Genomic DNA, 19,058 nt, shown 5'->3' with positions numbered 1-19,058 from the left:
CTCTTAGTTGTTAATTCTCTCCGCGATGATCTCTGCCATCTGCGCATTCCCCTCCGCATTTGGATGCACCCCGTCGGGGAAGAGTCCTTTCTTCTTGGTAAAGGGCTTGTGCAAATCAATGATGCTGGCCTTTGCAGCTCGTGCGGCTTTTTTGATTTGAGGCGTCATCTCCTTTACGATGACCGATTCCGTGATTCCCCAATTATCCTCAAATACCGGTACCGGGAGGCAAACGTAAATCTTTCCTCCCTCCGGCATTACGGCGGTGAAAACACTCAACATGTCTTGGTAGTCAGCCAAGAATTCCTCCTTGAACGCCCAATTCTGTGGTTTGGAGTCATTGGTGCCTAGTTTGATCACCAGGATGTCCGGTTTGAAATCCAGCGCTTCTTTGTACTGCGGTTGATCCCAGTAGGGTAGATCTCCCTTTTTCAGCAGGGTACTACCGCTCACGCCGAAGTTTTTCACCTCGTAGGCATCCCCTAGGAGTTTTTGCATCATTAGCGGAAAGCTGTTGATATTATCTCTTCCAGGCCCTTGGGTAATACTGTTTCCCACACAAGCAACCCGTATAGGTTCTTGGGCAAAAGCCCCGGCGACAAACGCCACCCATACAATCCACACCATACTCCAGATTTTCATAGTATTCTCAGTTTATTTTTTCGGGAAAAGTGCGCATGGTGGATAAACCTTCTTTCCGGATAGGTTGCCGTCTTTTGTTCGGTCGAGCCATGCGACTGGTAAATTACGCTTTTTTTGATGTCTTTTGCCTGTTCTATTGCCTAACTTTGAAGCGATGGCTTTCAGATATCACCGATTGGCTAATTTTCTCTCAGTAGATGTAGCTTTGGGCGCATGTGCGGGGATGTATTTTTTTGCAAGCATGCTTCGTGTGGAGCTCAAGCCCGTGGAGTTTTTTCTGATGGCACTGTCTGTCTGGGTAATCTATACCTTTGACCACCTATTGGATGCCCGCCATATACCGGCAGATCATGCCTCTCCTCGGCACAGGTTCCATCAGCGACATTTCCTCGAGCTTCGGGTAGCGTTGTTCGTTGCCGCGGTTGCTGTGGTAGTGGTGGCGTTTCTTTTTTTGCCATCCACCTTGATCTTTGTCACGGCGCTCGTTCTGGGTGGGCTCATACTAGTCAATTTACTGCTTACCCAATACTTCAAACAGCGGCTTGCCCCTTGGAAGGAGACCAGCATAGCCTTGTTTTATGTCTTGGGCATCCTGCTGTTGCCCCTGTTTAAAAAGGAATTTCTGGCATTAAACCTCACCTGGATAGCCTTTGCCTTCGGGTATTTTTTGCTGGCCTGGTACAATTTGGTGTTTCTTTCCCTTTTAGATTACGAGACAGACAAGCTTTCGGGACAGCGGTCCCTAGCCACCACCTTGGGGCATCGATGGGTCAAAAAGCTGCTTCAATGGATGGGCATACTGGGGTTGGTTTATTTCCTAGCGTTGCTGTTTTTGCTGCCTTCCTATTATCATGTGTTCACTGTTTTGCTTCTGCTGATGTTTACTTGGCATGTGAGGTATTTCCTGGAATACCGAAAGTTTCCCAAGGAGTCCCTTCGACGGCGGTTGGAACTTTCGTTTCTGATGCCCATGGCGCTCATTGTTTTACCACTTTAATGATTTTTGTCGACATGCAAAACAACTACGATCGAATTGGTTGTTCCGGTTCGGTTGTGTACGTGGAGCCGTCTGTGCGGATGACCGCACTTGCGAAACAAAGGATCGACAGAAGAAATGTCGATTTTGTGAAATCTATGGCCCAAGTGCCTCCTACGACGGTGTTTGATGTTGTGGTGACCCAGTATCTGCTGGATATGTTTGAAGACGAGGAGCTGGATTTTTTCTTTTGGGAAGTGGGTAGGCGGGTGCTTCCTGGGGCCAAATGGCTGATGGTGGATTTTTATCCAAAAGCCCATAAAAAGGCTGTATGGTAGCGAAAGTATTTTTGAAGGTGTTGTAGCGTTTCCTCCCGATTTTTCGTCTCGTTCTCGAAAATAACCCAAACACATGATACCGATGAACCATTCTTTTCAAACTATGCTACGCTATGTGCCGCTATGTGCACTTTGTCTACTAATGTTGTCCTGCGTTGAGGCGGATGAACGGGTGACCCTGCCCAATGAGGATGACTTTGAGTTGATTTCCCGTGGTCTTGATGGATTGAAAGTAAATGAATTGAAACTAGTGGGAGATAAACTCTATGCGCTGACAAACGATGGCATCTACCACGGAAACGTGGAAGGCGGCAACCTGCAGCTGCTTGGCTTGAAGGGTAAGAACCTTACCAGTGCCGTGGTGTTTTCCAGCACCGAGATTTTGGCATCGCTTTGGGATTTGGACGGCACCTGGGACCAAGTGGCAGAACTTTACTATACTTCAGATGGCGGGGATACTTGGACGACCCTGGATCATAATTTTGGTGGAGAAATCCAAGAACCGGTGTTTCATTTTGCCTGGAACCCGGAGCAACCGGATAAAATGTACGCTACCGGCTACCAGGTTGTGGCTGAGTCTACGGACAAGGGAGTCACCTGGACGCCTGTTTGGGGAGATTTTGACATGTTTGCCAACCGCATGCGGGTATTCATCAATCCCCAACTACCCAACGAGCTTTGGGCCGGAGGACAAGGGGCTATTGAAAACGGTTACCTCGTTCACCTGAAGAACGGGCAAGAGGAAGGATTCTGGAATACGTTGGTGCCAAACCCGACTACGGTGAAAAAAGTAGCTTTTGACAAGCAGACCCCTCAGTCCATTTATGTCGGTTGGGAGGGAGAGCTCTCCCGCTCTCAAAACAACGGTCAATCTTGGCAAAAACTCATCGACCGCCACGAGGAGTCTCATTTCTTCTTTGGCATTGGTGTGAGTACGCAAAACCCAGAGGTGGTCGTGGCTGGCAAATGGGCCAAGACCGACGAACCTCAGCCGCTTGAGCTCATGTACTCCACCAACAAGGGTCAGAGTTGGACCGAAGTGGCTTTTTCAAGTGTTCAGTTTGGAGGTATCCTGGATTTGGTGCTGGTGTCCAGACCTGCCGGTGAGCGGATTTTTGTCGGATTGGATAAGGGTGGTGTGTACGAAATCAAGTGGAATAGATAAGCCTTTGACAGAGGCGTCACCGAGCGTATCCGATTGCGATTCGTCCTTGCTATGAACTCCCTTCTTGGTGTATTCTGAGTCGGGTTGTGCCGTGCTTGTTTCGTATAAAATGCTCTAAGGTGGGTCATTTTTGGGAAATTTATGTAACTTTAGCTAGCGACACATTTATCCCTTACCTTATGGCAAATTATACACTGACGATTAACGGTACGCAACAGACGGTAGAAGCACCGGAGGAGATGCCCCTACTTTGGGTAATTCGAGACCTCCTCGGTATGAAAGGTACCAAATTTGGATGCGGTCAAGCCCTTTGCGGTGCCTGTACCGTGATGCTTGGCGATACATCGGTAAGATCCTGCACGCTTCCCGTATCCGAAGTGGGCAACCAACCCATCACCACCATCGAAGGCTTGGCAGCAGATGGCAGCCATCCGGTACAACAAGCCTGGGTGGAGTACAATGTACCACAGTGCGGGTACTGCCAGGCAGGCCAGATCATGAGCGCTGCTGCTCTACTCAAAAGAAACCCTTCTCCTTCTGACGCGGAGATCGATCAGGCCATGGCGGGCAATTTATGCCGCTGCGGAACCTATAATCGCATCAAAGAAGCCATCCTCAGCACTACCCGCTAGTCCAACCCCAAACCTTGAAATCCATGATACCTAAATTTCCATTTCTCACTTTTCCCAAAAAAGATCCCTCCACCACCCGAATCTACCAGCCTTCCCGACGGGATTTTTTGAAGCTAGGTGCACTGGCCGGAGGTGGCCTGATGTTAGGAGTTACGTTTCAGTGTAGTACCAAGGACGGGGATGCGGTGTTTACACCCAATGCCTACTTACGTATAGATCCAGATGGGACGGTAACGATCATTGCGCACCGCTCCGAGATGGGACAAGGTATACGCACGTCTCTGCCTATGATCGTTGCAGACGAATTGGGAGCAGACTGGAGCCAGGTGAAGATCGTGCAGGCGGTGGGAGATGAAGATACGTATGGAAATCAAAACACCGATGGTTCTTTTTCGGTGAGGATGTTTTACGAGCCCATGCGTCAGGCTGGTGCCACCGCTAGGTACTTGCTGACGCAGGCTGCGGCTAAGGAATGGGGCGTAGAAGCGTCGGAATGTGTCGCTGAAAATGGACGGATCAACCATGCCGGTAGTGGACGGTCTTTGGGCTTTGGTGAACTGGCCTCAAAGGCGCAATCGCTGGAGCTTCCCGAGCCAAGCCAGGTGCCGCTAAAGGATTTTTCTACGTATAAACTAGTGGGAAAAGATACGCCCATCATTGATTTGAAAGACTTTGTTACCGGTAAGGCGGTATTTGGGGCGGACGTAGATTTGCCCGGGATGAAGATCGCAGTCATTGCCCGTTCTCCGGTGGTGGGGGCGAAAATCGTTTCTTACAAGGATGAAAAAGCATTGGCGGTTCCCGGCGTTAGGCAGGTTATTAAGATTTCCGGGTCTGGCATTCCTCCCGGGCTGAACAAGCCTTTGGAAGGACTGGCAGTTATTGCCGACCATACGTGGGCAGCGATGCAGGGTCGAAAAGCGCTGGAGATCGAGTGGGACATGGGTCCCAATGCCGATTACGACTCCCGGCAGCAATTGGAAGAAATGAAGGCCAGTACCCAAAAAGACGGCATGGTGCGGCGGGAGCGTGGCGATTTTCAGTCGGCGTTATCGCAGGCTTCCCGTGTGATAGATCGGGTATATGAAGCCCCCTTTTATGCCCATGCCACCATCGAACCACCAGCCGCCATCGCACGGTGGGAGGGCGGTAAATTAGAGATCTGGGCGCCCACGCAGCACCCCCAATGGGCAAAGGAATCTGTGGCAGAGGCTACCGGTGTTGCACTGGCGGACATCACCGTACGTGTGACCCTACTGGGAGGAGCCTTTGGACGGAAGTCCAAACCGGACTTTTTGGTAGAGGCAGCCTTGTTGGCGAAGGAAATGGGTATGCCCATTCGCGTGCAATGGACCAGGGAGGATGATCTACACCATGATTTTTTCCATTCGCACAGTGCGCAGCGCATTCGGGCCACGCTCGATGCAAACCGTAGACTTACTGGATGGAATCACCACACCGTTTTCCCCGCAATCGGGGCCACTTCAAACGCCGAAGAGTTACATCCCTCTGACGGTGAACTGGGGTTGGGCTGCATCGATTATCCCTTCCAGGTGCCCCATATCCGCATCGAAACCCACGAATCCAAAGCCCATACCCGAATCGGTTGGATGAGGTCTGTGAGCAATATTCACCATGCTTTTGCGATTTGCACTATGATGGATGAGGTCGCGGAGGCATGTGGTAAAGATCCGGTAGCCTTTAACTTGGAGATGTTGGCAGACGACGAAAAGCTGACCTTTGAGGGGGAGATCAAGGGAGACTTTGGCAATTATGGGGAGCCGCTGGAAGATTTTCCTTGGGAAACCGCCCGACTGAAGGGGGTGATACGCCGGGTGGTAGAGGAATCTGGCTGGGGCAAGTCACTACCCACAGGAACGGCTATGGGGTTTGCCGTGCACAAGAGTTTTCTGACCTATGTGGCCTGCGTGGTCGAGCTACGAAGGACATCGGACGGCAAAATCACCATTCCTGTGGTGCACTATGCGGTAGACTGTGGAATTGCCGTTAACACCGATCGGGTTCGGTCCCAATTTGAAGGCGGAGCGATTTTTGGAACCAGCATTGCCAATACCTCTGCCATCACCCTAAAAAACGGACAGGTAGAGCAAAACAATTTTGACGGATACCAACTGGTACGTATGCCAGAGTCACCCCAAAAAATCCATGTGCATATCATAGAGAGTTCCCGAAAGCCAACCGGAGTGGGTGAACCGCCTGTTCCGCCGTTGGCCCCGGCATTGGCAAACGCCTACTACAAGCTAACCGGCAAGCGGGTGTACCAGCTTCCGTTTCGTCTTGCATAAACCTTTCTAAACCCGAGTTACCCTCGGGTTTTTTTATTGGAATACCTTCCACCATTTTTCCATTTTAGGATTGATGCGAAAACGTTATCTTTCAGTATTATTTCCAGCGGGGTGGTTTACGTGCTAGACCTGTTGGGTAAATCGGCAGCACGTGCAGGGAGACATACGTTAATTTTTGACACTTGAAAAATAATCAACTTACGATCTTGTATGCCTTGGTTGGGATTCTCTTCCTAGGCTTGGCGTTCCTATGGAACCGAATTTCTGAAAATCCGTATACTCCGGCGCGCGAGCAAAAAGAGGAGTCCTTTCTTGGCCCAGCCCAAGAGCCTCCCGGTCCCAGAGTTGGAATATTTAAGCTGCCGGAGAAGCTGGATTTCGCCGGTGAGTCAGTTCCTCTGCATCAGCCGGATGTCTACGAGCGGCTGGAGCGGGAGCTTTATGTAAATGCCTATTGGGAGTCCAATACGGTGTTGATGATGAAGCGGGCGGGAAGGTTTTTCCCGGAAATCGAACAGATGTTGCAGGAAAACGGGATACCGGATGATTTTAAGTACGTGGCACTGATCGAGTCCGGACTGATGAACGTGGTATCACCTGCCGGGGCTCGTGGGTTTTGGCAATTTATGCCCAGCACTGCCAAAGAGTTTGGACTCGAAGTCAGCAATGAGGTAGACGAGCGGTATCACTGGCGGAAGGCAACGGTGGCTGCGTGCAAATACCTGCGTTCCGCGTACGGGCGTTTTGGCAGTTGGACCAACGTGGCAGCGAGCTACAACATGGGTATGGCGGGCCTAAACCGCCGGATCAATGAGCAGCAGGTGCCCAACTACTACGACCTGTACCTCAACGAGGAAACCAGCCGATACATGTTTCGTGTCCTGGCCATGAAGGAATTGTTTTCCCATCCCTCGCAATATGGCTTTGAGCTACAGGCCTCCGATTTATACCAATTGCCCCGGTATCGGGAGGTGGTGGTTACGTCCTCCATCTCTAATTTAGCCTCATGGGCCATTCAGCATGGAAGTAATTACAAGGAACTCAAGCTACACAATGCTTGGTTGAGGTCCGATAAGCTAAGCGTTGGGAGTGGGAAAACCTATACCATTGAGTTGCCATTGTAGGAATTTAGATTGGTTGGTTGCAGTTTAAAATAGCATGTATGGGTAGGATAAAATAAATTAAGGTTATATTGATAAAAAATATCCAGACCTAAAACGTTCTACCCCATGAGACTCCTACGTATTTTGTTGAAGGTGGCTGTCGTATTGATTGGCATCGTGGCCGTAGTCTATTTCAGCTTGCCCACGGTGGTCAACCTGTACCTCAATAAAAATGGAGAGCGAATTGTTCGGGACATGATCACTCGGACTTCTGATTTTGCCGGTCATGAGGTTCATTTTGGCGACATCCGCATGGACTACGATTTTTTTGGTACGGTACTTCGGTTGAGGGATGTAGCAATCAGTCCAGGAGAGCTGGAAAGTGAAAAGGACAAGATCCGCTTTACCCTGAACATAAAGGAGGCCAACCTCACCGGTTTTCGATGGATGGATTTTTTGTTGGACAATTCCATTCGCCTAGATTCCGCACACTTGGAGGACTTTTCTTTGGAAAGTTCCACGCCCCCGCTAGAAGAGCTGGAAATGGGAAATTCAAATGCCCCAAAGCGGGAGGGAAAGGATTACGACCGCATCTTTGTAAATCACATTCGGGTCAACAAACTGAATTTTTTCAACAAAGACAGCTACACCGATTCAACGAGATTGAGCTTGAAGGATTTGTATGTATTCGCTGATGAATTGGAATTTACGAGAGAGCATTTGCGCGATCGGCAAGCCTTGTTTGATATAGCCTTTATTCAGGGCTATATGGACGAAGCCACCGTTCACCTCAACGACTATCGAAATGCGATCAGCGCCAAAGATCTTTCATTTGACACGGATGACAGAAGGCTGTTCATCGATAAGGTATCGCTGATAAACAAGTTAGAAAAGTACGCCTACATCCGGCAGTTTGAAAAGGAGACCGATTGGATGGAGCTGAAGCAGGGGCGTTTGGAACTGTTGGGTATTGACCTCGCCGGCTACTTAAGCTCTGGGGAGCTTCATGCCGAGAAGCTCCTGGTTACAGACCCCGAATTGGAAGTCTTTCGGGACAAACGCCGACCGGAAGATAGAGACAAACGCCCGAAGATGATTCACGAGATTGTTAAATCCATCGAGTTAAGGGTCAAGATCGACACCATCGCTGTAGAGAACATGCGGGTTTCCTATGAAGAACGCCCGGACAACGATGCACCCCGATCTGGAATCATCTTCTTTGACCGGTTGCAAGCTACCATCTATCCCTTCACCACCTACGAGGAAGATTTGCTCAAAAGCGACACCCTGCATCTGATTGCGGAAGCCCGACTCATGGGTCAGGGCAAGATTAACCTAAAGAGCCGGTACTTCTTACTGGACGAAAAGGGGAGGTTTACCATGCAGGGAAGCGTGGGAGGATTTGATCTGAAGGCGATAAATGCCATGGTAGAACCCGCTACCCGGGTGGCTCTGAAGGACGGGCAGCTGACGGAATTGCATTTTAATATCTCGGCAAACGACTACGATGGGGCCGGAGAGTTGATAGCTAAGTTTCAGGACCTGGAGATCGAGATTTTGGACAAGAATTTTGGCCACGATCAGAATATCTTTCAGCGGATCGGTTCATTTTTGGCGAATAAGTTGGTAATCAAGTCTCAAAATCCCACCAAGCGGGGGGAACTGAAAAAAGGAGCCGTGTACCAAGTCCGCGATCAGAGCAAGTTTATTTTTAATTACTGGTGGCAGTTGATGCTGAGTGGGCTCAAGTCTACCATCATAGGTGATTCGGAGGAAGATCTCCGGGAAAAGGCCCGCAAGAATTAATCGGAATGCTGGCAGAACCAAAATCCACCGGGGGAAGTTTACTAGGGGTTATTGGTCGAATCTCCGAATAATACCTAATTTTGCGAACTTGGCCGATCAGCAAGGGATCTATCCGTTTATGACTGAAGAAAACGTACTTACCGAGGAATTAATAGAGATTTTTGGTGCCCGGGAGCACAATCTCAAAAACATCGATTTAAGCCTGCCCCGGTATAAGCTGGTGGTGATCACAGGAATAAGCGGCAGCGGCAAAAGTTCCTTGGCATTTGATACCATCTATGCAGAAGGGCAGCGAAGGTACATGGAGAGCTTTTCTGCGTATGCCCGTTCCTTTCTGGGCGGCATGGAAAGGCCCGATGTGGATAAGATCAATGGGCTATCACCCGTAATTTCCATCGAGCAAAAAACCACCTCCAAAAATCCCCGATCCACCGTGGGAACCGTCACGGAGATTTACGACTTTATGCGCCTCTTGTATGCCCGTGCGGGGGAAGCGTTTTCCTACCTGACCGGACATCGGATGGTCCGGCAGACAGAAGATCAAATCGTGGAGCAGCTCTTTCAGCAGTTTGGAGGGAAGAAACTCTACTTGCTGGCGCCCGTGGTCAAGGGTAGGAAAGGCCACTACCGGGAGCTCTTTGAACAGGTACGAAAGATGGGCTACTCCAAAGTGCGCGTAGACGGCGTGGTCATGGATCTCGTGCCAAAGATGCAACTGGACCGCTACAAGATCCACGACATAGAGATCGTGGTAGACCGCATCGTGGCGGATGAGACCGATAGGTACCGCATCGTGCAGTCCCTAAAGACCGCCTTAAACCTAGGAAAGGGCATCATCATGCTGCGGGACGAAAGCGGTGCCGTGTACCATTTTTCCAAATACTTGATGGATCCGGAAACGGGCCTCAGCTACGATGAGCCCGCCCCGAATAACTTTTCCTTTAACAGCCCCTATGGTGCTTGCCCTGCCTGCAATGGGTTGGGTGTGATAGAGGAGATTACCAGAGAAAATATCATGCCCGACCCGGATCTGAGCATCAGCCGTGGAGGCATCGCTCCCTTGGGTGAATTTCGGGATATATGGATCTTTAAAAAGATTGATGCCATCCTAAAGCGTCACAAAGCCAGTATTTCAACCCCCATAAAAAAGCTCAGCGAAGAGGTAATCCATACCTTGCTATATGGGGACCATGTGGAAGTGGCGGTAGATTCCGTGAAATACCCCGGGACCACTTGGAACACCACCTTCGAAGGCATCATTCATTTTCTCCAAAAACAGCAGGAAGGCGGCTCGGATAAGATCCAAAAGTGGGTAGCTGACTTCACTACTACCCGTACCTGCCCGGACTGCGGCGGATACCGGCTCAAGAAGGAATCGCTGCATTTTCGGGTAGCCGAGAAACATATTGGGGAGCTGGCAGAGATGGACATCTCACAACTATCGGCATGGTTTTCAGATGTGGAAAGCCGCATGACCGAAAAGCAGCGCATCATCGGTGCGGAAGTACTTAAGGAGATTCGTAAGCGGATTGGCTTTTTGTTGGATATTGGCCTGAGCTACCTCACGCTCAACCGCCCCTTACGGACGCTTTCCGGGGGAGAGGCACAGCGTATTCGTCTGGCCACACAGATTGGTACACAGCTCGTCGGGGTATTGTATATCCTGGATGAACCAAGCATCGGTCTACATCAGCGGGATAACGTCAAATTGATCAAGGCTCTCCAAGACCTGCGGGACCTGGGGAACTCGGTGCTGGTGGTAGAGCATGACAAGGACATGATGTTGGAGTCAGACCATATCGTGGATATAGGACCTGGCGCCGGGAGGCACGGCGGGCAGATAGTAGCCAGCGGTACGCCCACAGAGATTTTGCAGTTGGACAGCCTCACGGCTCAATACCTGAGCGGCAAGAAGCAGATTGCAGTGCCGGAGTTGCGGAGGAAGGGAAATGGGGAATCACTGGTACTGAAGGGAGCCACTGGCCACAACCTGAAAAACGTATCGGTCAAATTTCCGCTGGGCACCATGATCTGTGTGACAGGAGTATCCGGATCGGGCAAGAGTTCGTTGATTCACGAAACCCTGTACCCGCTATTAAACCGCCATTTTTACCATTCAAAAAAGGAGCCACTTCCTCACAAGAGCGTACAGGGATTGGAGCATTTGGACAAGGTCATTGAGGTGGACCAATCGCCTATAGGACGTACTCCCAGATCAAACCCAGCTACCTACACGGGTGTTTTCACCGATATTCGGGCCCTCTTCACCGAGCTCCCCGAATCCAAAATTAGGGGTTACAAGCCCGGCCGTTTTTCCTTTAACGTGAAGGGAGGGCGCTGTGAGGATTGCGAGGGAGCGGGGATGAAGCTTATTGAGATGGATTTTCTTCCCGATGTACACGTCCCCTGCGAGACCTGCAAGGGCAAGCGCTACAACCGGGAAACGCTGGAGGTGCGCTTTAAAGGCAAGAGTATTTCCGACGTGTTGGACATGACGGTAGAGCAGGCGGTGGAGTTTTTTGAAAATCAGCCGAAGATACTTCGGAAGATTCAGACACTGTTTGAAGTGGGGCTAGGCTATATTACGTTGGGGCAGCATGCCACCACCCTCTCCGGCGGAGAGGCACAGCGTGTAAAACTCGCCACCGAGCTATCCAAAAAGGATACCGGCCAGACATTCTACATCCTCGATGAGCCTACCACTGGGCTTCACTTTCAAGACATCGAACACCTGCTGGAAGTGCTAAATAAGTTAGTGGATAAGGGCAATACGGTACTGATCATTGAGCATAACCTAGATGTAATCAAGGTAGCCGACCACCTCATCGATCTGGGACCGGAAGGTGGAGATAAGGGCGGAGAGATAGTGGCCGAAGGAGTCCCGGAAGTAGTAGCCAAAAATCCCAAAAGCCACACAGGGAGGTTTCTGTTTGAGGAGCTGAAAAGAAAGTAACCGCAGTAAACCGGGTGTTATTGGACCGGTATTACGGATAAGTAAACAAATGCCTATGGACTACTGTGTATTGTTAACAGTTTGTTAAATATTCCTACCCGTTCAATTCATACGAGAGCCGCACCTTTGTATCGCTGTATAAAACGATACGAAGTTTATGTTAAAACGACTTTTCCCCCTGATGCTGCTTGCCCTATGCAGCATGTCTGTGCTAGCCCAGACGGGATCCATACGGGGAGTTGTGACCGATGCGAATTCCAACGAGACGATCATCGGTGCTAACGTGCTGATTGAGGGAACCTCCCAAGGTGCCGCTACCGATCTGGACGGCGGTTTTGAAATCACGCAGATTCAGCCAGGCACCTATAATCTTAAAATTTCTTTTATCTCCTACAAATCCGTTCGACTGGAGGGACTGCAAGTGGCAGAGGGAAAGGTTACTTCGGTTAACCTGCAAATGGAGGAGGACGCGGATGAACTGGGTGAGGTAGTGGTCACTGCCGCCCGGGAGACCAGCACCCAAATGGCCGTGATTTCTGAGATGCGCCGCTCGCTCAATGTGGTCAGTGGCATTTCCTCGGATCAGATAAAGCTCTCCCAAGACCGGGATGCGGCACAGGCGATGAGCCGGGTTCCTGGAATAACGATTGTCAACAACCGGTTTGTGATGGTAAGAGGTGTGCCTGAACGGTACAACCAGGTCATGATCAACAACGCCATAGCACCCAGCACGGAAATAGATCGCCGTACTTTTTCCTTCGACCTTATCCCCTCCCAGACGTTGGATAGGATGTTGATCTTCAAATCCGGATCACCGGAGAATCCTGGGGACTTCTCCGGCGGCCTAATCAAGCTATACACTAAAAATGCCTTTACCGAAGACTTTACCCAAGTCAATTTCGGCATTGGGGTTCGGCAGGGAACTACCTTCAACCAGTACCTTCAGGCAGCGGGGTCGGGCACCGATTTCTTTGGATTCGACAATGGGCTCCGGAATTTGCCCGCCGGTTTTCCTGACACCCGGACCCTACAGGGTACCAGTCGTTTTTCAGAACTGAGGGAAACAGCTGGTAAGAGCCTGCGCAATGATTTTCAGCCCGCGCAGTCACAAGCTATACCGGACATGTCGGCAGGGATTAGTTTTGGAAAGAATTTTGAACTAAAAGGGCCGGGTAGCCTGTCTACAGTCACTTCCTTCAACATCTCCCAAAGCTACCAACAGTACGGTAGGGATTTTTTCCGGTATTTCACCTGGGAAAATCGGGAGGCACCCATCTTGCGGCGATTTGCCTTTCAGGACGCCACCTACGAAAAGGACAACCGTGTGGGGATCATCTCCAACTGGAACTACCGCATCAACGCATTTAACCGCATCGAGTTTAAGAACCTGTTTAACCAAATAGGTGAAAACACCACGGTAGTGCGGGAAGGCTACGATTACCAGCAGTTTGCCGGTAACCTAAGAAGAAACTACATGCTTCAGTACCGCAGTAGAACCCTACTTACCAGTCAGTTGGAAGGCACCCATCAGTTCCCGGCTTCTAAGTCCTCGCTCAATTGGGTAATGGGATTCAATTACATAGCTGAGCTGGAGCCCGATTTGAGGCGTTTTAGGACCATACAATTCGATCCAGCATCCGGTTCGGAATCTCCATTTTCCATGATATTGCCGCCCAGTTCCAACCTCTTCGATACGGGCCGGTATTGGGGTGAACTTGCTGAACAGGGCTTTTCCAACGGGTTAAACTTTGAAAAAATCCTCGGCGGTGATGAGGACAAGCCCAGAAAGCTGAAGGCCGGGTACTTGGCTGAATTCCGCAATAGGACCTTTGATGCCCGGTATATTAACTACCTTTATCCTGGCGGAGGGAATGATCCGGCGATCGGAGAACAAATTAGAACGCAACCGCTTGATCAGATCTTTTCCCCTGAAAACATCCGAAGAAACAATGGGCTGGTCATCGAAGAAGGTACACGGCCGGTAGACAGCTACACCGCCAGCAACCTGCTTACTGCCGGTTACCTTTCCCTCGTGTACCCGGTTGGGCTGTTCAACTTTTCCGGAGGGGCACGGATGGAATACAACGTGCAGGAAGTGAACTCCGCCAACGAGATTGGTCCTTTTGAAATCACGAACCCTGTTTTTTCCCCTTTGGGATTTTTGAACGTGGATTATAGCGTTGCGGAAAATACGTTGGTTCGGTTCGGTTATGGGAAAACCGTCAACCGGCCTGAGTTCCGGGAGATTGCACCTTTCCAATACTACGACTTCCGACTGGAGGCCACCGTCACCGGAAATCCGGACCTCAAGGTAGCCGATATCCACAACGTGGATCTGCGTATAGAAACCTATCCGAGACCCGGCGAAACAATCAGTTTTGGGGTGTTTTACAAATATTTCCTCAATCCCATAGAAGCGAAGATTGTGGTTCAAACCGAATCACCGGGCTTTGCCTATGGCAATGCAGAACGGGCCTATAACTATGGAGCGGAAATCGAGGTCAGAAAGTCCTTTCAAGATGTGTTTGCCTCCAGCTTCCTCAATCGATTTCAGGTAAATCTAAACGCTTCCCTGATCCATTCGCAAGTAGACTTTGGCCCGGGAGAAGACTTGTCCCAGGACCAAAAAAGACCCCTGCAGGGACAGTCTCCCTATATCGTGAATGCGGGATTGGTATACGATGACGTGGAAAAGGGATTCCAGGTTGGGGCAGCATACAATGTCTTTGGGCAGCGGATATATGCCGTAGGAAACTACCTGTTTCCGACCATCTTTGAACTGCCTAGGCATGCGCTGGATCTGACAGTAAGCAAGCAACTTTCCGAAAAGCTCACCCTCAAAGCAGGCGTTCAGGATGTACTTAATGCGCCTTATCGCTTCTTCGAAAACTCCACATTCCTCTATGGATCCACCTCGGTGGACCCGGACGTGGACAGCCCCATCTTTCAGTTCAGAAGGGGAACCCTCTTTACTACCTCTATCAGCTATTTATTTTGAACATCAACTAATTTTAACTAATCACCATGAAAAACCTATTTATTCTCGCGATGATTGCCTTTGCCATCCTAGCGGCAGGCTGTTCTACGGACGATTCACCAAATTTGGGTCCGGTAGATCCGGAATCTGAGTTTGTACAACTGAGTGGCGATCTACAGACCCAACGTTTGACAAAAGACAACAAGTACCTGATTGTGGGGCAGACTTTCGTTCGATCCGGTCAGGTGGTAACCATAGACCCGGGAACGGTTATTTTTGGGGAAAAGAGATCCAAAGGTACCTTGATTGTAGACCGTGGAGGTAAGATTATCGCACAGGGAACCAAGGAGGAACCCATCGTAATGACTTCCAACCAACGTCCCGGAGAGTGGGACCGAGGCGACTGGGGTGGCTTGGTCATCATCGGTAACGCGCAAACCAACCAGACCAATCCAAACATCGAGGGCATAGATCCTCCGGTTACCTTTGGAAGGAGTGACGCCACTCAAAACGACGACGATTCCGGTATCTACGAATTCCTTCGAGTGGAATTTGCGGGGATCGAACTTTCGGTAAATAACGAGACCAACTCGATTACCATGGGCGGTGTGGGAAGTCGCACCAAAATGGAAAATTGTATGGTTTCCTTTGGAGGTGACGATGGCTTCGAATGGTTTGGTGGAACCGTTAATGGCAAAAACCTGATCTCATTTGCCATGTGGGATGATGACTTTGACGTCGACTTCGGCTATTCCGGCAACGTTCAGTTCGGATTGGCCGTTCGGTACAGGGGCTATGCAGATCAGTCCGAATCCAACGCATTCGAGTGTGACAACGGACCCAATGACAACAATGTGGAGCCCTATACTACAGGTACCTTCTCCAATATCACCGTGGTAGGACCCATTGCTACTGGTACCAATCCAGGCAACAACAACTTTGCCTATGCGGTGGATTTGCGACGAAGAACGGCCGTTACCATCACTAACTCTGTCTTTGCGGGATTTCCCCGCGCACTTCGCATGAATCAGCCCTCTGTATATGAGCAATATGCTGTAAACGAAAACGGATTTATAGCTAACAATATCTTCTTCGCTCCAAACGAAAAGTTCCGGGCAGGTACCGATGTGGATGTAAACGCTGTAGCTGCTTACATTGAGTCGCGGAATACGGTGGTAAATACCCCTGCTTCCGCTGCAGAGCATGAGGCATTGGGAATGCGTCAGGACTGGTTCTTTGGCACCCGATTGACCAATGAGTATCCGTCTAATCCGAACTTTACCATCAATGGAGGCCTTGCCGCTAGCGGGGCAAAATTTGACTTACCTAAGTTCGCAGAAGCTTCTCGAGCGAATTTCTTTGATCAGAGCGTGACGTTCTTAGGTGGATTTGGCGGTACCGATTGGACCGACGGATGGGCGGAGTTTGATCCCGTTGACAAGGAATATTAACAGGCACAAATTGAAGTAGATTTTTTGAAGGATCGGGTAAGAAAAGCCCGGTCCTTTTTATTAGTCAATCGAATAAATGAAATAATGAATTCTCTGAGCTTATTACTTATCCTCTGTGCCATTAGCTATTCCTGCGGGCAGGCGAACTATGACCCCAGCCAGCTTACGGAGGGGGAGCGAGATGAGTTGATGTACCGCATGGTGCGCTACTACGGCAAGCTACCCAAACGTCATGCCGATCACGACAATAAATTTGAGGAGCGCTTCTCGGTCTATTACGCCCAGCATGCCAAAGAGCACCGAGTATTAGCCTACCATGTAGACAAAGAGGGGGTTGAGCACCTACTTATTAGCCGGGAGGCACCTAGCCTATTTAAAAAATTTGTTGCCACGGGTATTCGATTCCAGCGCAATGAGGAGGATAGCTTAACCTATTACGAAGAAGTATTCCGAACCTGGAAGATGCCCGAGGAATCACTACAAGCCAAGGCGATGATGCTCTTTGCTAAGATGGTAAACGGGGAGGACCTATCTCCTTATTATCCAGAAAACTCTGGGGAGGAGGAATACATCGAATTTCCCGATAGGCGAAATGCCTTTGATCCTTCCACCAGAAGGTGGTTGGCACCGTCCTTGGTGGCAAAGTAAGGTATTTAACAAAAGAACTCGGGTTTTCTATCTGTTTTTTGTGTAATATGAACCATGAAGCTGTTCTATTGCGACACCTGTGGTCATCCTGTTTTTTTTGACAATGCCTCCTGCCTTAATTGTGGCTGTTTGCTGGGATTTGATTCCAAAAACCTACACATGCTATCACTCGATCCGGGGGATACTGGAACCTATCATAGCCGACACCTGTCATTGGAGTTTAGGTACTGCGAAAACCAACGGCTTGGGGTATGCAACTGGATTATTCCTGTAGACCACTCGGACACTTTCTGTCGAGCCTGTGAGCTTAACAGGGTGATACCGAATCTGTCCCAGCCCTCCTATTGGAAACGGTGGAAGGCCATCGAAGAAGCCAAGCACCGCCTGGTGTACACGTTGCTTAACTGGCAGTTGCCCCTGTTAAGCAAGCACCGCGATCCAAAGCGGGGCTTGGTGTTTGATTTTAAATCCAATAGTGGACAAGATATCAGCCAACCCGTCGTAACCGGCCATGCCCAGGGGATCATTACCTTGAATATTGCGGAGGCCGACGATGTGGAGCGGGAAATGATGCGAAACGAGATGGATGAAGTGTACCGCACCTTGCTCGGGCATTTCCGGCATGAAATTGGGCATTATTACTGGGACCTATTGGTCAAAGAGAGCGATCACCTGCATGGCTTCCGGACATTATTTGGGGATGAAACCCAGAACTACGCTTCCGCTCTGGAGAGGCACTACCAGGTAGGTCCTCTCCCAGATTGGCGCGAAACGTACATCAGTGCCTATGCCACCATGCACCCTTGGGAAGATTGGGCAGAGACCTGGGCACATTACCTGCATATTGTGGATACCCTGGAGACCGCCTATAGTTTCGGTACGCAGGTACATCCCAGGTCTGTGCAGACCTCCAAGTGGCTGCGTTCGGACGTGGATGAGAACGCCTATTTTTGCGAGGATTTCAACAAGATCATCGCCATGTGGATGCCGCTGTCCATTGCGCTCAACAGCATAAACCGAAGTATGGGAGCCTCCGACCTCTATCCCTTTGTAATCAATCCTTCCGTGATCCGGAAGCTGGAGTTTGTGCACGGAGTGATACGGAGCGAATCGCGTAGGCAGGTATAGGAGCAGAATACCGCAAGTTGGCCCACCTTTTTTCATCAAAAAAGTCTATCTTACTTACACGAGGTAGGCCCCATTATTTCCTCCAGTGCCTCATAGGTAGAAAGCACAGGTTGCTTTTTATGTCATTTTATTGGCTTTAACCGAATAAATCATCGGTATCATATCTTCTAATCCCTTTATTTTATAATTCCCATCTTCAGTAATTATGGTATTATTAAAGCAATCGTAAGGTGAATAATTATACTCTTTGAAATCTGATATTGCTAATCCTGATTTTATAAGTGAATCAAGAACAGCACTCAGTCCGTGATTCCAACATACAGATTGTTCTATTATTTGAGCATTTCTGTCAGTATATGTACCTTCTAATTCTTCAATAATCGGAGCTGAATCCATATAGCTAAACTCAATCTGTTTGAAATCATAGCTAAACATCCAAACAACCGGGTGAAACTCTACCATTATAAATTCTCCTCCGGGCTTTAGAAAATGATTAATAATATCCGCCCATTTTTTCATGTCTGGCAACCAACCAATCACACCATATGAAGTAAAAACAACATCAAATTTTTCATCAAGATTTTCAGGAAGGCTGTAGATGTCACTGTGAACAAATTTTGCATTTGTACCTAATAAGTCATTAAGCTTTTTTGCTTTTTCAATTGCGTTTTCTGCAAAGTCAACTCCTGTTGGCAATGCTCCATGTCTTGCAAGTGAAATGGTATCCTGTCCGAAATGGCATTGCAAGTGCAAAATCCTTTTTCCTTCAATATTGCCAAGTAATCCAATCTCTTGGATATTTCGGTCGGACCATGCCAGCGTTTTCGGTCAAATGGTGCCACTCCAAAAGAAGGTGCAAAGTAGTTAAAATTATTTATTCATTTTTTAAAATCCCCTTTCTCATGGACTCTCCGTTCAGGTTTATCCGGTGGG

14 protein-coding genes are annotated in these 19,058 nt (G+C 49.4%); 12 read left to right on the top strand and 2 right to left on the bottom strand.

Features of this window, described 5'->3' with window-relative positions; genetic code table 11:
• Nucleotides 1-3 precede the first annotated feature (3 nt).
• Nucleotides 4-642, bottom strand: a complete 639-nt coding sequence (locus tag JJU34_RS09285) for a GDSL-type esterase/lipase family protein (protein ID WP_228692077.1) — start codon at nucleotides 640-642, stop codon at nucleotides 4-6.
• Nucleotides 643-796: 154 nt separating this feature from the next.
• Between JJU34_RS09285 and JJU34_RS09280 the strand changes: the two genes are divergently transcribed.
• The 12 genes from JJU34_RS09280 (at nucleotide 797) to JJU34_RS09225 (ending at nucleotide 18,125) form a co-directional block, all read left to right on the top strand.
• Nucleotides 797-1,639: a UbiA family prenyltransferase gene (locus JJU34_RS09280; protein ID WP_228692076.1), complete on the top strand. Its 843-nt coding sequence runs from the start codon at nucleotides 797-799 to the stop codon at nucleotides 1,637-1,639.
• 14 nt (nucleotides 1,640-1,653) lie between these two features.
• Entirely contained in the window at nucleotides 1,654-1,956 is a 303-nt protein-coding gene (locus JJU34_RS09275) for a class I SAM-dependent methyltransferase (RefSeq protein ID WP_228692075.1), read from the top strand.
• 82 nt (nucleotides 1,957-2,038) lie between these two features.
• Nucleotides 2,039-3,121: a hypothetical protein gene (locus JJU34_RS09270; RefSeq protein WP_228692074.1), complete on the top strand. Its 1,083-nt coding sequence runs from the start codon at nucleotides 2,039-2,041 to the stop codon at nucleotides 3,119-3,121.
• Nucleotides 3,122-3,300: 179 nt separating this feature from the next.
• On the top strand, nucleotides 3,301-3,753 hold the full coding sequence (locus JJU34_RS09265; RefSeq protein WP_228692073.1) for a (2Fe-2S)-binding protein: 453 nt from the start codon (nucleotides 3,301-3,303) through the stop codon (nucleotides 3,751-3,753).
• 23 nt (nucleotides 3,754-3,776) lie between these two features.
• The gene (locus tag JJU34_RS09260; protein ID WP_228692072.1) at nucleotides 3,777-6,059 is read left to right on the top strand and encodes a molybdopterin cofactor-binding domain-containing protein; all 2,283 of its coding nucleotides are present in this window, start codon (nucleotides 3,777-3,779) and stop codon (nucleotides 6,057-6,059) included.
• A 182-nt stretch (nucleotides 6,060-6,241) separates the two neighbouring features.
• Complete coding sequence (locus tag JJU34_RS09255; protein ID WP_228692071.1) at nucleotides 6,242-7,183, top strand: lytic transglycosylase domain-containing protein; 942 nt, start codon at nucleotides 6,242-6,244, stop codon at nucleotides 7,181-7,183.
• Nucleotides 7,184-7,288: 105 nt separating this feature from the next.
• Nucleotides 7,289-8,968: a DUF748 domain-containing protein gene (locus tag JJU34_RS09250; protein ID WP_228692070.1), complete on the top strand. Its 1,680-nt coding sequence runs from the start codon at nucleotides 7,289-7,291 to the stop codon at nucleotides 8,966-8,968.
• Between the two features lie 118 nt (nucleotides 8,969-9,086).
• The gene (gene uvrA, locus JJU34_RS09245) at nucleotides 9,087-11,921 is read left to right on the top strand and encodes an excinuclease ABC subunit UvrA (RefSeq protein WP_228692069.1); all 2,835 of its coding nucleotides are present in this window, start codon (nucleotides 9,087-9,089) and stop codon (nucleotides 11,919-11,921) included.
• 157 nt (nucleotides 11,922-12,078) lie between these two features.
• Nucleotides 12,079-14,919 (top strand): TonB-dependent receptor, encoded by a 2,841-nt coding sequence (locus JJU34_RS09240; RefSeq protein ID WP_228692068.1) that lies wholly within the window; start codon nucleotides 12,079-12,081, stop codon nucleotides 14,917-14,919.
• A gap of 26 nt (nucleotides 14,920-14,945) precedes the next feature.
• Nucleotides 14,946-16,349 (top strand): hypothetical protein, encoded by a 1,404-nt coding sequence (locus JJU34_RS09235; protein ID WP_228692067.1) that lies wholly within the window; start codon nucleotides 14,946-14,948, stop codon nucleotides 16,347-16,349.
• Between the two features lie 84 nt (nucleotides 16,350-16,433).
• Nucleotides 16,434-16,997 carry a hypothetical protein gene (locus tag JJU34_RS09230; protein ID WP_228692066.1) on the top strand — a complete coding sequence of 188 codons (564 nt, stop codon included), beginning with the start codon at nucleotides 16,434-16,436 and terminating at the stop codon, nucleotides 16,995-16,997.
• A 54-nt stretch (nucleotides 16,998-17,051) separates the two neighbouring features.
• Nucleotides 17,052-18,125: a putative zinc-binding peptidase gene (locus JJU34_RS09225; protein ID WP_228692065.1), complete on the top strand. Its 1,074-nt coding sequence runs from the start codon at nucleotides 17,052-17,054 to the stop codon at nucleotides 18,123-18,125.
• Nucleotides 18,126-18,242: 117 nt separating this feature from the next.
• Here JJU34_RS09225 and JJU34_RS09220 read toward each other — a convergent pair whose 3' ends face one another.
• On the bottom strand, nucleotides 18,243-18,896 hold the full coding sequence (locus JJU34_RS09220) for a methyltransferase domain-containing protein (RefSeq protein WP_228692089.1): 654 nt from the start codon (nucleotides 18,894-18,896) through the stop codon (nucleotides 18,243-18,245).
• Nucleotides 18,897-19,058 lie beyond the last annotated feature (162 nt).

Source organism: Lunatimonas sp. (assembly GCF_020832325.1).
Lineage (GTDB): Bacteria > Bacteroidota > Bacteroidia > Cytophagales > Cyclobacteriaceae > Lunatimonas.
Note: the sequence above shows the minus strand (reverse complement) of the source record. Positions and strands in the feature narration are given on the sequence as shown.

Coding starts and splice junctions, on each gene's coding strand:
- JJU34_RS09285 (WP_228692077.1), bottom strand. CDS start 642: ATGAAAATCTGGAGTATGGTGTGGATTGTATGGGTGGCGTTTGTCGCC.
- JJU34_RS09280 (WP_228692076.1), top strand. CDS start 797: ATGGCTTTCAGATATCACCGATTGGCTAATTTTCTCTCAGTAGATGTA.
- JJU34_RS09275 (WP_228692075.1), top strand. CDS start 1,654: ATGCAAAACAACTACGATCGAATTGGTTGTTCCGGTTCGGTTGTGTAC.
- JJU34_RS09270 (WP_228692074.1), top strand. CDS start 2,039: ATGAACCATTCTTTTCAAACTATGCTACGCTATGTGCCGCTATGTGCA.
- JJU34_RS09265 (WP_228692073.1), top strand. CDS start 3,301: ATGGCAAATTATACACTGACGATTAACGGTACGCAACAGACGGTAGAA.
- JJU34_RS09260 (WP_228692072.1), top strand. CDS start 3,777: ATGATACCTAAATTTCCATTTCTCACTTTTCCCAAAAAAGATCCCTCC.
- JJU34_RS09250 (WP_228692070.1), top strand. CDS start 7,289: ATGAGACTCCTACGTATTTTGTTGAAGGTGGCTGTCGTATTGATTGGC.
- uvrA (WP_228692069.1), top strand. CDS start 9,087: ATGACTGAAGAAAACGTACTTACCGAGGAATTAATAGAGATTTTTGGT.
- JJU34_RS09240 (WP_228692068.1), top strand. CDS start 12,079: ATGTTAAAACGACTTTTCCCCCTGATGCTGCTTGCCCTATGCAGCATG.
- JJU34_RS09235 (WP_228692067.1), top strand. CDS start 14,946: ATGAAAAACCTATTTATTCTCGCGATGATTGCCTTTGCCATCCTAGCG.
- JJU34_RS09230 (WP_228692066.1), top strand. CDS start 16,434: ATGAATTCTCTGAGCTTATTACTTATCCTCTGTGCCATTAGCTATTCC.
- JJU34_RS09225 (WP_228692065.1), top strand. CDS start 17,052: ATGAAGCTGTTCTATTGCGACACCTGTGGTCATCCTGTTTTTTTTGAC.